This is a genomic window from Pseudomonas jinjuensis (assembly GCF_900103845.1).
Taxonomy (GTDB): domain Bacteria; phylum Pseudomonadota; class Gammaproteobacteria; order Pseudomonadales; family Pseudomonadaceae; genus Pseudomonas; species Pseudomonas jinjuensis.
On record NZ_FNIJ01000009.1, the window covers coordinates 74,230 to 89,572 of the forward strand.

At 71.5% G+C, this 15,343-nt stretch carries 4 protein-coding genes and 1 pseudogene (1 of these 5 cut by a window edge); all 5 read right to left on the bottom strand.

Annotation, left to right across the window (positions count from 1 at the left end):
• A protein-coding gene (locus tag BLR75_RS14255; protein ID WP_084311278.1) for a non-ribosomal peptide synthetase crosses the window boundary here: on the bottom strand, nucleotides 1-1,474 show its start. It extends 12,626 nt beyond the left edge of the window; only the first 1,474 of its 14,100 coding nucleotides appear in the window; its start codon is at nucleotides 1,472-1,474; the stop codon falls past the left edge of the window.
• On the bottom strand, nucleotides 1,471-4,701 hold the full coding sequence (locus tag BLR75_RS27065) for an amino acid adenylation domain-containing protein (protein WP_425439011.1): 3,231 nt from the start codon (nucleotides 4,699-4,701) through the stop codon (nucleotides 1,471-1,473). The genes BLR75_RS14255 and BLR75_RS27065 overlap by 4 nt, the downstream gene beginning before the upstream one ends.
• Nucleotides 4,681-5,403: pseudogene (locus BLR75_RS27355) on the bottom strand (phosphopantetheine-binding protein); the annotation flags it as partial. The pseudogene BLR75_RS27355 and the gene BLR75_RS27065, both read right to left, overlap by 21 nt.
• Nucleotides 5,304-12,293 (bottom strand): amino acid adenylation domain-containing protein, encoded by a 6,990-nt coding sequence (locus tag BLR75_RS14260; protein WP_342741701.1) that lies wholly within the window; start codon nucleotides 12,291-12,293, stop codon nucleotides 5,304-5,306. The pseudogene BLR75_RS27355 and the gene BLR75_RS14260, both read right to left, overlap by 100 nt.
• The gene (locus BLR75_RS14265; RefSeq protein ID WP_084311280.1) at nucleotides 12,290-15,343 is read right to left on the bottom strand and encodes a non-ribosomal peptide synthetase; all 3,054 of its coding nucleotides are present in this window, start codon (nucleotides 15,341-15,343) and stop codon (nucleotides 12,290-12,292) included. Before BLR75_RS14265 ends, BLR75_RS14260 begins: the two co-directional genes overlap by 4 nt.

Genomic DNA, 15,343 nt, shown 5'->3' on the forward strand with positions numbered 1-15,343 from the left:
CGCAGATGCGCGTCTGCGGCGCCGCGCCGATGCACGCCAGCAGCGCCTCGAAGTGCGCGCGCCAGCGGCGGATGCTGGCGTCGTCGAACAGTTCGCTGGCGTAGCTGATCTCGCAGAACAGGCGGCCGGCGGAGTCCTCGGCGGTGTCCAGGGCGAGGTCGCAGTCCACCGCGCGCACCAGCGGCGGCAGGGATTCCATGCGCAGGCCGTCGAGGGCCTGCAGCGCGGCGCTGTCGTACCACTGGTGGTTGTAGATCACCTGGAACAGCGGGTTGTGGCCGAGGCTGCGCGCCGGGGCCAGCGCCTCCACCAGCCGTTCGAAGGGCAGCTCCGGGTTGGACTGGGCGGCCAGCGCGGTCTGGCGCACGGCGGCGAGCAGGTCGGCGAAGCGCTGGCGACCGTCGATCTCGCTGCGCAGCACCTGGGTGTTGACGAAGAAGCCGATCAGCCGCTCGCTCTCGGCATTTCCGCGACCGGCCACCGGTACGCCGACGCGCAGGTCGCGCTGGCCGGTGTAGCGGTACAGCTGCACCTTGAAGGCCGCCAGCAGCAGCATGAACAGCGTGGCGCCGTGGGCTTGGGCGACCTGGCGCAGGCGCGCGGCCAGTGCAGCGTCGATCTCGAAGCCGAGCACCGCGCCACGCCCGCTCGGGCGCACCGGACGCGGGCGGTCCAGCGGCAGTTCCAGCGACGGCATGTCGCCGCCGAGCTGGCGCAGCCAGTATTCCAGCTGGCGCTCGCCCTCCCCGGCCGCCAGCAGCTTTTCCTGCCAGGCGGCGCAGTCGACGTACTGCGCCGGCAGTGGCTCCAGCTGCGCCTCTACGCCACGGCAGTGCGCCGCGTAGAGGCGGTTGAATTCTCCGACCAGCAGGTTCATCGACCAGCCATCGGCGGCGATGTGGTGCAGGCCGAGCAGCAGCAGGTGCTCGTCGTCAGCCAGACGCAGCAGCGACACGCGCAGCAGCGGGCCGGCGGCGAGATCGAAGGGCGTGGTGGCCGCCTCGATCTGTCGCTGGCGGGAAATTGCCTCGCGTTCGGCTTCAGGCAACCCGGAGATATCCTCGAACGCGACCGTGAGTTCGGCCGACTCGTCGATCAGCAGATACGGCTGGCCGTCGCTTTCCTCATAGCGGCAGCGCAGGTTCTCGTGGCGCGCGAGGATGTCGCGGAAGGCGCGCCGGAGGGCATCGCGATCCAGCGCGCCGGTCAGGCGCACGGCGCGCTGCAGGTTGTAGGCGCTGGACTCTGGGTCGAGCTTCCAGATGAACCACTGGCGGCGCTGCGCCGCCGAGGGTTGCAGGCGTTCGCCGCGCGGCAGGCGCGGCACCGGCAGGCGGCGCAGGTTGACCCCGGCCTCGGCCAGCTTGGCGAGGAACAGCCGCTGCTTGTCCTCCGGCAGTTGCGCCAGCCGCGCGCCGATGGCCTGCAGTTCGCGCGCCTGCGCCGGTGCCTGGGGATCGAGGACGCTATTCATTCAGCCTGCTCCAGTTCTTGCAAAAGGTCGTTCATGAAATCCAGTTCCAGCGCCTCGTCGCCCGCCGGCTGCTTCGCGCCATCCAGCTGGGCGGCGAGCGCGGCGACGCTCGGGTGCTCGAAGAGGCTGCGCAGCGGCAGGTCGACGGCGAACTCGTCGCGGATGCGCGAAGCCAGCCGGGTCAGCAGCAGCGAATGGCCGCCCAGTTCGAAGAAGTCGTCGGTCGCGCCGACCCGCTCGACACCCAGCACCTCGCTCCACAGCGCGGCCAGCCTGCGTTCGCTGTCGGTGGAGGGTTCGACATGGGCGCGCGCCTGCCAGTCCGGCGCCGGCAGCGCCTTGCGGTCGAGCTTGCCGTTGGGGGTCTGCGGCATGCGCGCCAACACCACGATCTGCGCCGGCACCATGTAGTCCGGCAGGCTCGCCTGCAGCGCCTGGCGCAGTTGCTGCTCCAGACCGTCCACGGCATCCGCCTCGGCATAGCCGACCAGCACCGGCCCGGCCGGCCCCGGACGCGCGACCACGGCCGCTTCGCGCACGCCGTCGCAGCGGCGCAGGCAGGCTTCGATCTCGCCCAGTTCGATGCGGTAGCCGCGGATCTTCACCTGCTGGTCGATGCGACCGATGTACTCCAGTTCGGCACCACGGCGGCGCACCAGGTCACCCGTGCGATACAGCCGGCCGCCGCTGCCGAACGGATCGGCGACGAAGCGCTCGGCGGTCAGCTCGGGACGGCCGTAGTAGCCGCGCGCCAGACCGACGCCACCGATGTACAGCTCGCCGGCGACGCCATCCGGCAGCGGCTGCAGGCTCTCGTCGAGCACGTGCAGCGATGTGCCGGCCAGCGCCTCGCCGAGCGACACGCGCGGTTGCCCGGCCTGCAGGCGCTGGCGTGCCGACCAGATGGTGGTTTCCGTGGGGCCGTAGAGGTTCCACAGCTCGCCGGCCACTTCCAGCAGGCGCGCGGCGAGATCGGCCGCCAGCGCCTCGCCGCCGCACAACGCACGCACACCGCGCAGCCCGGCGAAGCGCGGATGCTCGGCAAGCATGCGCCAGGTGGACGGGGTGGCCTGCACGCTGTCGACTTCGCGTTCGGCGATGCACTCCAGCAGGCGGCCGGAATCGCGGGCAGTGGTGCGGTCCACCAGCACCACGCTGGCGCCCGAGATCAGCGGCAGGTACAGCTCCAGCGCGGCGATATCGAAGGACAGCGAGGTCAGCGCCAGCATGCGCCGGCCGGCCTCGATGCCGGGCGCCCCGGCCATGCTCAGGAGGAAGTTGGCCAGCGCCGCGTGCCGCACCGCGACGCCCTTGGGCCGGCCGGTGGAGCCGGAGGTGTAGATGACATAGGCCAACTGCTCCGGATCGAGCGGCGGCAGCGCCTCGCTGGTCGGCAGGTCTGCCGGCAGGTGATCCAGGCACCAGCGCTGCTCGCCCTCGCGGGCCGGCGGCAGCTGTTCCAGCAGCGCGCTGTGGGTCAGCAGCAGCGGCGCGCGGCTGTCCTCCAGCATGTGGCGCAGGCGCTCGGCGGGGAATTCCGGGTCCAGCGGCACATAGGCGCCGCCGGCCTTGAGCACCGCCAGCAGGGCCACCGGCAGGTTGCGGTCGCGCTCCAGGCACACCGCCACCAGCACGTCCGCACCGACCCCGGCGGCGCGCAGGCGCCGGGCCAGTTGCTCGGAACGGGCATCCAGTTCGGCGTAGGCGTAGCTGCCTTCGCCATCGATCACCGCGATGGCCTGCGGCGTGCGGCGGACCTGCTCGGCGAACAGCGCCGGCAGGGTCGAGCCTTCGCCCAGGGTCGCGGACTGGCGGCCGTGGACCAGTGCCTCGTCGCGCTGGATTTCGCTCAGCAACGGCAGCTCGCCGAGACGCCGCGCCGGATCGCCGGCCATGCCGGCGAGCAGCGTGCACAGTTGTCCGCCAAGGGCCTGCAGCGCCTCTTTTTCGAACGCATCGCGGCGGCCGGCGAGCGCCAGCTGCAGGGATTCGCCCGGGTGCACGGTGAGGGTCAGCGGATAGTGCGTGGCCTCGACCTGGCGCACCGCGTCGATGCGCAGCTCGGCGATGGCGCGATGGCGCAGGGCGGCATCCACCGGGTAGTTCTCGAACACCAGCAGGCTGTCGAACAGCGCCTGCCCGGCGCTGCCGGCCCAGCGCTGCACATCGTAGAGCGGCACGTGGGCCTGCTCCTGCAGCGCCAGGGTCTCGCCCTGCAGGCCGCGCAGCCAGTCGCCGAGCGGCTGGTGCGGCGCCGGCGCGGAAATCAGCGGCAGGGTATTGATGGACAGGCCGAGCATGCCGGCGCTGCCGGGCAGGTCCGCCGGGCGGCCGGCCATGGTCGCGCCGCAGCAGACCGTGCGCTGTCCGCTGTGGCGCTGCAGGAGCAGCAGCCAGGCGCCCTGCACCAGGGTGTTGAGGGTCAGGCGCTGGGCGCGGGCGAAGTCCTGCAGGCGGCGGGTGGCGGTCGCGTCGAGGGCGATTTCGACCAGCTCCTGCCCTTCTCCTTCGGTATTGCGCTCGGTTGCGAGGTAGGTCGGCGCGTCCAGTTCGGCCAGACGCGCTTTCCAGAACGCCTCGCCCTGCGCCGGGTCCTGCCGGCGCAGCCAGGCGATGTAGTCGCCATAGCGGCCGGCGGCTTGCGTCGGCTCCTCGCCGACATAGAGTGCGAGCCATTCCTCGATCAGCCGCGAACTGCTCCAGCCGTCCAGCAGCAGGTGGTGCCAGGTCCAGACCAGCCGGTACTTGCGCTCGCCGAGGCGCAGCAGGGCCACGCGCTGCAGCGGCGGGCAGTCGAGCAGGAACGGCGCGTTGCGCTGGGCATCGGCGAAGGCCTGCAGCCCGGCGCTATCGCGCTCGCGCCAGTCCTGTTCTTCCCAGGCCAGCGGCAGTTGGCGGTAGACCAGTTGCAGCGGCGCCTCCAGACCTTCCCAGGCAAAGCCGGTGCGCAGGATGGCATGGCGGGCGATGAGGCGTTCCCAGGCGCCGCGCAGGCGCTGCGGGTCGAGATCGTCGAGGTCGAAGGCCAGCTGGTTGACGTAGACGCCGTCCTGCCCGGCATTCAGGCCGTGATAGAGCAGGCCCTCCTGCATCGGCGACAGCGGGTAGACATCCTCGATGGCCTCGCGCGGTGCCGGCAGGCGGTCCCACTTCTCGGCATCGAGCTGGAATATCTCGGCTTGCTGGATGTGCTGAGGCTGTCGCACGACTTTCGCCAGGCGGCGCACATCCTGCTGCTCGAAGATATCCCGCGGGCTGATCTCCAGCCCCGCCTGGCGGGCGCGGGCGACCACCTGCACGGAGACGATGGAGTCGCCGCCCAGCTCGAAGAAGTTGTCCTCGACGCTGACCCGTTCGATACCCAGCACGTCCTGCCAGATACCGGCCAGCAGCGTTTCCGTCTCGCCCTGCGGCGCGACGAACGCTCGCTCGGCCAGCTCCGGTTCCGGCAGTGCCTTGCGGTCCAGCTTGCGGTTCGGCGTCTGCGGCATTTTCTCCAGACGCATGATCAGCGCCGGAACCATATAGTCCGGCAATTTCGCCTTGAGCCTTTCGCGCAGGCGCGGCAGCAGTTCCTCGCCACCGTCCGCCACCACATAGCCGACCAGCTGGTTGCGCCGGGCGACCACCGCCGCCTCGCGCACGGCATCGTCTTCCAGCAGGCAGGATTCGATCTCGCCCAGCTCGATACGGAAGCCACGAATCTTCACCTGCTGGTCGATGCGGCCGAGATATTCCAGCGCGCCATCGGCGCGCCGACGGACCAGATCGCCGGTGCGATACAGCCGCCCACCGCCGCCGAACGGATCGGCGACGAAGCGCTCGGCGGTCAGCTCGGGACGGCCGTGGTAGCCGCGCGCCAGACCTTCGCCGCCGATATACAGCTCACCGGCGACACCGGCCGGCAGCGGTTCCAGCTGTTCGTCCAATTTGCCAACAGCGGCTGCTCGCCATCGAGGCGATAACGCGCCGACCACACCGTGGTTTCGGTGGGGCCGTAGAGGTTCCAGACATGCCCGGCGACCTCGATCAGCGTTTGCGCCAGATCGGCAGGCAGCGCTTCGCCACCGCACAGGACCTGTCTTCCAGCCAGCGCCGGCAGACGCGGATGGCTTGCGAGCATGCGCCAGGTGGATGGGGTCGCCTGGATCGCGCTGACCTGCTGGGCTTCGATCTGCGCCCACAGGCGCTGCGGATCACGCGCGGTATCGCGGTCCACCAGCACCACGCTGGCCCCCGAGATCAGCGGCAGGTACAGCTCCAGCGCGGCGATATCGAAGGACAGCGAAGTCACCGCCAGCAAACGACCTTCGGCGCCGATGCCCGGTGCCTGCGCCATGCTGGCGAGGAAGTTGCCGAGACCGGCACGGCGCACCGCCACGCCCTTGGGACGGCCGGTGGAGCCGGAGGTATAGATGACGTAGGCCAGATGCTCGCCGCCGGCCAGCGGTTGCGGATCGGTTTCCGGGGTATCCAGCGCCAGTTCGTCGAGGCACCAGAGTTCGGCGGTGGCGCCCAGTTCGGCCAGCTCTTCACGCAGCGAGGACTGGCTGAGCAGCAGCCGCGCGCCGCTGTCCTGCAGCATGTGGCGCAGGCGTTCGGCGGGGAATTCCGGGTCCAGCGGCACGTAGGCGCCGCCGGCTTTCAATACGGCGAGCAGAGCGACCATGAGTTGCGGCGTGCGCTCCAGGCACACGCCGACCAGCGCATCCGGCCCGACGCCGGCTGCGCGCAAGCGATGAGCAAGGCGGTTGGCTGCAGCATTCAGTTCGGCATAGCTGACGGTCACGGCTTCCTGGCGCAAAGCTACCGACTGCGGATTCAGCCGCGCCAGTTCCTCGAAGCGGCTGACCAGATCGAGGCTGGCCTCGTCACCGCCACGCGCGGCGCCCGCTTCAAGTTGCGCGGCACGCTCCTCGGCGCCGAGCAGCGGCAGTTCGCCGAGGCGCCGTGCCGGGTCTTCCGCCAGCGCCAGCAGCAGGCGTTGCAGGTGGCCGTCCAGGCGGGCGATGGCCGCCGCGTCGAAGCGCGAGTGGTCGTAGCTGTAGCAGAACTCCAGCGCCTCGCCCTGGTTGACCAGCAGCATCAGCGCATAGTTGCCCTGCTCGCGGCTGTGCAGGTTGGAGAAGCGCGGGCCACCCGCCTCGCCCTGCAGCAGGCCGGCTTCCATCGGGTAGTTCTCGAAGACGAGGATCTGGTCGAACAGCGACTGGCCGCCCTGCCCGTTCCAGCGCTGGATGTCGTACAGCGCGGTGTGTTCGTGCTCGCGCACGGCGAGGCCGGTGGCCTGCACCTCGTCCAGCCAGTCGCCGACACTCTGCTCCGGACGCGGGCTGGCGGCCAGCGGGATGGTGTTGATGAACAGGCCGAGCTGGCTTTCGATGCCCGGCAGTTCCGCCGGGCGCCCGGCGACGGTGGCGCCGAAGGCCACGCAGCGCTGGCCGGTGTAGCGCTGCAGCAGGAGCAGCCAGGCCGCCTGCAGCAGGCTGCTGAGGGTCAGCTTGCGGGCGCGGGCGAAGCTGCGCAGTTGCGCGCTGACGGCCAGCGGCAGGCTGCTGCGCTGCTCGGCATGGCCGCTGCCCGGTTGCTCCAGGGCGATGGCGTCGGCCAGGCGGGTCGGCTGCTGCAGGTCGGCCAGGTGGCGGCGCCAGAATGTCTCGCTGGCAGCCTGGTCACGGGCCTGCAGCCAGGCGATGTAGTCGCGGTAGCTGCCGGCGCTGGCCGGCACGGCGCGGCCGGAATAGTGCTGCAGCACCTCGGCGAACAGCTGCGCCTGGCTCCAGCCGTCCAGCAGCAGGTGGTGGCAGGTCCAGACCAGATGGTGGCCGGCGGCAGTGCGCACCAGCAGCAGGCGCAGCAGCGGCGCCTCGCTCAGATCGAACGGCCGGCGCTCGGCGGCAGCCAGGGCGTCGAGATCGTCGCCAGCGCATTCGCGCAGCTCCAGCGTCGCCTTGCGCAGCACGGCCTGCAGCGGCACGCCGCCGGCCGGAGAGAGGAACACGCTGCGCAGCGCCGCATGGCGTTCCAGCGCGGCCTGCCAGGCGGCGCGGAAGCGCTCGACGTCGAGATCTTCGACATCCATGCGCACCTGGTTGATGTAGCTGCCGTCGTCCGGCTGGTAGAGGCTGTGGAACAGCATGCCCTGCTGCATCGGCGACAGCGGGTAGAGATCGGCGATCTGCGCCAGCGGCAATCCCAGCGCATCGAGTCGGGCCTGGTCGAGGCGCGCCAGGGGGAAGTCGGACGGCGTGGCGCTGCCTTCGGCGGCGAGGCAATGGGTGACCAGCGCCAGCAGTTCGTCGCGATAGCAGTCGACCAGTCGCTGCAGGCGCCCGGCGTCGAGCTGCTTCGCGCTGAAGGTCCAGCCGAGATGCAGGCAGCCGTCCTCGACCATGCCGTCGATGCACAGCCAGTTGTTCAGCGGCGCGGCGGCATCGCAGCTGGCGCCGGCGGATTCGCTGGCGCGCTGGAACAGGGCTCCGGCGAAGCTGCGGTCGAACTGGCCGAGGTAGTTGAAGGTGATGCGCGGCGCGGGCAGCGCCGCCAGTTCGACCTGGATGGCTTGCGGCGCGAGGTGGCGCAGCAGGCCGAAGCCGAGGCCGTTGTCCGGCACCTGGCGCAGCTGTTCCTTGACGCTGCACAGCGCCGCGCCGGAGTCGCCGGCGGCGCTGAGGCGCAGCGGATAGACGCTGGTGAACCAGCCCATGCTGCGGCTGAGGTCGAGGCCGGCGAGCTGTTCCTCGCGGCCGTGGCCTTCCAGTTCCACCAGCAGTTCCGCCTGGCCGCTCCAGCGCTTCCAGGCGCGGGCCAGGGCACAGAGCAGCAGGTCGTTGACCTGGGTGCGGTAGGCCGCCGGCGCCTCGCGCAGCAGCTGGCGGGTGCTGTCGGCATCCAGCTGCAGGTCGAGGGTGATGGCATCGCCGGCCAGCGCCGGGCAGTCGATCCGCGCGCCGGGGAATTCGGCCTCGCGCTCGCCGAGCTGGGTGCGCCACCAGGGCAGTTGCGCGGTCAGTTCGTCGGTCTGCGCGTGGCGTTCGAGGAAGGCGGTCCACTCGGCGAAGGATGCGCTGCGCGCCGGCAGTGCCTCATCACGCAGGGCGCGTTGCAGATCTTCCAGCAGCACGCGCCAGGACACGCCGTCCACCACCAGGTGATGGATCGCCAGCAGCAGGCGCTGGCTGCCGTCGGCCATGTCCACCAGCGCGGCGCAGAGCAGCGGGCCGTTGGCGAGGTCGAGGCCGCGCTGCGCGTCGTCGACTATCACCTCCAGCTCCTGCGCATTGGCCGCGCGGAAATGCCGGGGTTCGATGGCCTGCACCTCGCCATACAGGGCATGCCACTGGCCGGCAGCGTCCTGGCTGAAGCGCAGGCGCAGGGCGTCGTGATGCTCGGCCACGGTGTTCAGCGCGCGGGCCAGCAGGTCCATGTCCAGCGTCTCGGTCGGTTGCAGCAGCAGCGCCTGGTTCCAGTGCTGGCGCTGCGGGATTTCGCTGGCGAAGAAGCGCCGCTGGAACGGCGTCAGCGCCATTTCGCCCTGGGCCGGGCCGCGTTCGTCCTGTACGGCAGCGGTCTTGGCGACGGCGGCCAGCTCGCGCAGGGTCTGCTGGCGGAACAGGTCGCGCGGGCCGATCTGCAGGCCGGCCTGGCGGGCGCGGCTGGCGACCTGGATGGCGATGATGGAATCGCCGCCCAGCTCGAAGAAGTTGTCGTCGGCGCCGATTTCGGCGATGCCCAGCACCTCGCTCCAGATGCGCGCCAGGCTTTCTTCCACGGCACCGCTCGGCGTCACGTGGCTGCGCGGCGCCTGGGCCGGCTGCGGCAGCGCCTTGCGGTCGAGCTTGCCGTTGGCGTTCAGCGGCATGCGTTCGAGCACGACGATCTGCGCCGGCACCATGTACTCCGGCAGGTCCGCCGCCAGGGCCGCGCGCAGGCGCGCCGGCAACTCGGCGTCGTCTGCTGCTACCACATAGGCCAGCAGTTGCTGGGCGCCGCTGGATGTGGTGCCAACCACCACCACCGCTTCGCCGACTTCCGGCTGTTCCAGCAGGCGCGCCTCGATCTCGCCCAGTTCGATGCGCAGGCCGCGAATCTTCACCTGGTGGTCGATGCGGCCGAGGTATTCGATGGAGCCGTCATTCCGCCAGCGCGCCAGGTCGCCGGTGCGATACAGGCGCCCGCCTTGGCCGAAGGGATCGGCGACGAAGCGCTCGGCGGTCAGCCCCGGCCGGCCGAGATAGCCGCGCGCCAGGCCGACGCCACCGATGTACAGCTCGCCCGGCAGGCCCTGGGCGACCGGCTGCAGCTGGGCGTCCAGCACGTACAGCCGCAGGTTGGCGATGGGCCGGCCGATGGGCACGCTGCTGAGCCCCGGCTGGTCTACGCACGCCCAGTGGCTGACGTCGATGGCCGCCTCGGTGGGGCCGTAGAGGTTGTGCAGGCCGGCACCGCTCTGTTCGAGGAAGCGCCGCTGCAGGTCCACCGGCAGCGCCTCGCCGCTGCACATCACCAGGCGCAGCGCCGGGCAGTCGGCGAAGCTCTCGGCGGCGATGAAGGCCTGCAGCATGGAGGGCACGAAGTGCAGCACGCTGATGCGCTCTTCACAGAGGATCGCCTTCAGCTGCGCCGGATTGCGATGGGCGCCGGGCGCGGCCATCACCAGGGTGGCGCCGGTCATCAGCGGCCAGAAGAACTCCCACACCGAGACGTCGAAACCGAACGGGGTCTTCTGCAGCACGCGGTCGCTGCCGTCGATGCGGAACTGCGCCTGCATCCACTGCAGGCGGTTGCACAGCGCGGCGTGGCTGTTGCCGGCGCCCTTCGGCCGGCCGGTGGTGCCGGAGGTGTAGATGCAGTAGGCGAGGTTGTCCGGCTGGCTGAGATTGATCAGATCGGACGCGTCTTCCTCGGCGAAGCGCGCGGCGTCGCGGTCCAGGCAGAGCACCGGCACCTCGCTGCCTTCGATATGGCCGAGCAGGTGCTGCTGGGTCAGCAGCAGGCGCGCGCCGCAGTCCTCCAGCATGTAGGCCAGGCGCTGGCCGGGGTGGTCCGGGTCGAGCGGCACGTAGGCGCCGCCGGCCTTGAGCACCGCCAGCAGGGCCACGACCATTTCCCGCGAGCGCTCGGCGAGCACGCCGACCAGGGATTCCGGACCGACGCCAAGACTGCGCAGGTAGCGCGCCAGGCGGTTGGCCTCGGCATTCAATTCGGCATAGCCGAGGGTCTGGCCGGCGCAGACCAGCGCCGGCGCATCGGGCGTCGCGGCGGCCTGCGCCTCGATCAGCTGGTGCATGCAGCGCGGGCCGTCATAAGCGGTGGCGGTGGCGTTCCAGCCGTGCACCACCTGCAGGAATTCTTCGGCGCCGAGCAGCGCCAGGTCGCCGATGGGGGCATCCGGGCGCTCGGCGCAATCGGCCAGCAGGGCGAGGAAATGCGCGCGCAGGCGCTGGATGCGTTCGCCGTCGAACAGGTCGGTGGCGTAGGTGAAGGCGCCGCGCAGGCGGCCCTCTTCGTCTTCCTCGGTGTCCAGCGACAGGTCGAACTTGGCGACAGCAGCCGGCGCCACCAGCAGTTCGGCCTGCAGGCCGGGCATGCCGTCGAGCTGCGCCGGGCCGCGCCATTCGTGGTTGAACATCACCTGGAACAGCGGGTTGCGGCTCAGGCTGCGCTCGATGCCGAGGGCGTCGACCAGTTCGTCGAACGGCAGGTCCTGGCAATCCTGCGCCGCCACCGACGCGCGGCGCACCTGCTCCAGCAGCGCGCGGAACGGCAGGCGGCCGTCGACTTCGCTGCGCAGCACCTGGGTGTTGACGAAGAAGCCGATCAGCCCCTGCACCTCGCGGCGCTGGCGGTTGGCGACCGGCACGCCGACCAGCAGTTCGGCCTGGCCGCTGTAGCGATGCAGCAGCGCCTTGAAAGCCGCCAGCAGCAGCATGAACAGGCTGGCGCCGGATTCGGCGGCGACTGTGCGCAGGCGCGCGGCCAGCTCGGGCGAAAGTTCGAAGCCGAGACTGGCGCCGCGGAAGCTCATTTCCGCCGGACGCGGGCGGTCGGCGGGCAGCTCCAGCAGCGCCGGGCTGTCGCCGAGGGCGCTGCGCCAGTAGGCCAGCTGCCGCTCGCCCTCCCCGGCCTCCAGCCAGTTGCGCTGCCACAGCGCGTAGTCGGCGTACTGCACCGGCAACGGCGGCAGTTCCGGCTGGCGGCGCTCGACGCGCGCGGCGTAGAACTGCGCCAGCTCGCCGAGCAGCACCTGCATCGACCAGCCGTCCGAGACGATGTGGTGTAGCGCCAGCAGCAGCGCATGACGCTGGCGGCCGAGGCGCAGCAGGCGCATGCGCAACAGCGAACCTTCATGCAGGTCGAACGGCTGGCGCGCGGCGGCGTCCAGCTCGGCCTGCAGGAACAGCTGCGGATCGTCGGCCTGGCTCAGGTCCAGGCTGGTCCAGGGCAGCGGCGCCGGCGCCTGGATTTCCTGCAGCAGCTCACCGTCCTGTTCGACGAAGCGGGTGCGCAGCGACTCGTGACGCGCCACCAGGTCTTCCAAGGCGCCGCGCAGGGCGGACCGGTCCAGCTCGCCGTCGAGACGCAGCGCGCCGGTCTGGTTGTAGGCGCAGCTGTCGCGGTCGAGCTGCCACAGCGCCCACAGGCGGCGCTGGGCATGGGAGGCGGCGACACGAGTCTGCCCTTCCGGGCGCGGCGGGATCGGCAGGCTTTCCAGGGACAGCCCCTGGGCCTTGAGCTTGTCGCCGAGCAGGCGGCGCGCGGCGGGATCGAGTTCGGCGAAACGGCGGGCCAGGGCGAGCAGGCGGTCCTGAGCGGTCATTGGGCTTCCACCTCGGCGAACAGGTTTTCCAGGGAATCGAGGCTGGCGCCGCTGCTCTGTCCTTGCAGTTCGGCGACCTTTTCGGCGAAGCGCTCCAGCGTCTCGCCCTCGAAGAACAGCCGCAGCGGCAGGTCGAGGCCGAGGCGTTCCTGCAGGCTGGCGCGCAGGCGGGTGGCGAGCAGCGAGTGGCCGCCGAGTTCGAAGAAGTTGTCCTGCAGGCCGACCCGTTCGACGCCGAGGGCCTCCTGCCAGACCTGCGCCAGGGTGCGTTCCAGCTCGCTGCGCGGCGCAACGTAGGCGCGCTCGGCCAGCGCCTCGCCGGCCAGCGCCTCGCCGGCCAGCGCGCGGCGGTCGACCTTGCCGTTGGGCATCAGCGGCAGGCGCACCAGGCGGCGCAGCGCAGACGGCAGCATGTGCACCGGCAGGCGCTGGGCGAGCTGCGCCTGCAGACGGGCCTCCAGCCCCTCCTCTTCCGCCGCAACGACGAAGGCCACCAGTTGGCTGCCGGCGGCGCCTTCGCGCACCACCACCGCCGCCTCGATCACGCCCGCGCATTCCAGCAGCGCGGCCTCGACCTCGCCCGGCTCGATGCGGAAGCCACGGATCTTCACCTGGGAATCGGCGCGGCCGATGAATTCCAGCAGGCCGTCCGGACGCCAGCGCGCCAGGTCGCCGGTGCGGTAGATGCGCTCGCCATCGGCGGCGGCGAGGAAGCGTTCGGCGGTCAGCCCGGGACGGCCGAGATAGCCGCGGGCGATGCCGGGGCCGGCGACGTACAGCTCGCCCTCAGCGCCGCTGGCGACCGGCTGCAGTTCGCCGTCCAGCAGGCGCACGCGCATGCCCGGCGCCGGGCGGCCGATGCTCACCGGGCCGCCGTCGGCGTTCCAGGCGCTGCACCAGACGCTGCCTTCGGTGGGGCCGTACTCGTTGCTCAGCAGCACGCCGGGCAGGCGCTCGGCGTGGTGCGCCAGCAGCGCCGGCTGGCAGGCTTCGCCGGCCACCACCACGCAGTCGAGGCGCTGGTCGCCGAGCTGTTCCAGCACTTCCGCATGCAGGCCGGGCAGCGCGAGGTAGTGGGAGATGTCCGCCGCGCCGATCAGTTCGGCGATGGCGCGCGGGTCTTTCGCCTGCTCTTCCGACGGCAGCTGCAGGCAGCCGCCCTGGCCGAGGGTCCAGAACAGCCCGGCCACCGAGCTGTCGAAGGACAGCGACGACAGCAGCAGGAAGCCGCGCACCGGCGCGCGGTAATGGGCGTGGCGCGCCAGGGTCGAGGCCACCGCGTTGGCGTGGCTGACACCGACCCCCTTGGGCTGGCCGGTGGAGCCGGAGGTATAGATGAGGTAGGCGAGATCGCTGCCGTGCTGCTCGACCGTCGGCGCCTCGGCGGCGCCCTGCCAGAGCGGCGAGTCCTCGGCCAGCGACAGTTGCGCCACGCCATGCGGAATGACCAGCGCGGCGTCCGGCTGGCGCAGGGTCAGCAGGCAGCGCACGCCGGCATCGGCGAGCATGAAACCGAGGCGGTCGGCGGGATAGGCCGGATCCAGCGGCAGGTAGGCGCCGCCGGCCTTGAGGATGCCGACGATGGCCGCCAGCGCCTGGGGCGAACGCTCGGCATACACGCCGACCGGCTGGTCGCGACCGACGCCCTGGCTGCGCAGTGCGTTGGCGATCCGGTTGGCGCGGCGCTCCAGTTCCGCGTAGCTCCAGGCCACCTCGCCCTGGCGCACGGCGATGCGCTCGGCGCCAGCGGCGACCTGCGCTTCGAACAGCTGCTGCAGGCGCGGCGCGGCCGGCAGCGGCAGCTCCGCGCCCTGCTCGAAGGCGGCGATGCGCGCGCGTTCGGCCTCGCCCAGCATGCCGATGCGGGCCGGGGGCTGGTCGAGATCGGCCAGGGCGTTGCCGGCGAACACCTGGAACTGCTCCAGCCACAGCGCCGCGCACCCGGCGTCGATGCGCTCGGCGCGCCAGTCGAGGCGCAGGCGCTCGGCGCCCTCGCGGGTCAGTTGCAGCAGCGGCAGGCCGGCGGGGTCCAGGCGCAGTTCCAGCCAGTCGGCGTCGGCTTGGGGTTCCACGGCGCAGGCGTAGTCGGCGACCACTCCGCTGGCGCCGGCCAGCTCGGCTTCGTCCAGGCATTCCAGCCAGGAGCGCGCCTCGTCGAAGCGGGCGCGGAAGCTGTCCAGCGACTGGCGCAGGCTGGCGTCGGCGGCGATGTCCAGGTTCAGCGGCAGGCAGCGCTGGAAGCGGCCGAGGATGCCCTGCACCTGTTCGCTGCGGCCATCCACCCAGACGCCGAGGGCGATGCGCGGCTGGTCGGCGATGCGGGTGAGGAAGGCGCCCCAGAGGAAGGCCAGCAGTTGCCCGGCCGGCACGTCCTGTGCGTCGAGTTGCGCCAGCAGTTCGCCGTTTTCCACGGACAGGCTGGCCGGTTCCGCGGCGCCCTCGCCGGCGCGTTCGAACGGCAGGCGCTGGCGCGGCGGCATGCTGCTCACCTGCGCGCGCCAGTAGTCGGCGCCGCGCACACCGAGGTCTTCGGCGCGCAGTTCGCCCTGCCAGGAGGCGTAGTCGATGTACTGCAGCACGTCCTCGTCCAGCGCCGGCAGCACGTGGTCGTAGCCGTCGCGCAGGTCGCTGGCCAGCCGCGCCAGCGCCACGCCGTCGAGGCTCGCCAGCGGTGCGCCGAGGAGGACGACGAAGGACTCGCCCCGGTCGATGGCGACCGCCTGCAGCGGCGCGGCGTCCGGTTGTGCAAGAGCGTCGCGCAGGCGCTGTTCGCCGCCCTCTTCGCCCGCCACGCTGAGCGCCGCCGGCGCATCGCCGACCACCTGCACCGGCCGGTGCAGGCCGTCCAGCCGCAGGTAGCGGGTGCGCAGCACTTCGTTGCGCGCCAGCAGGCCGTCGAGGATGCGGCGCAGGCGCGCCTCGTCCAGCCGGCCGGCGATGGCGATGCGGGCGATGGCGGCCAGCGGCCGGCCGAGGGATTCCTGCAGGGCGAGCACGGCGGCCTGCTGCGCGGAGAGGGGGAAGGCTTCCTGGTGGGCGGACAGTTGCAT

Coding starts and splice junctions, on each gene's coding strand:
- BLR75_RS14260 (WP_342741701.1), bottom strand. CDS start 12,293: ATGACCGCTCAGGACCGCCTGCTCGCCCTGGCCCGCCGTTTCGCCGAA.
- BLR75_RS14265 (WP_084311280.1), bottom strand. CDS start 15,343: ATGCAACTGTCCGCCCACCAGGAAGCCTTCCCCCTCTCCGCGCAGCAG.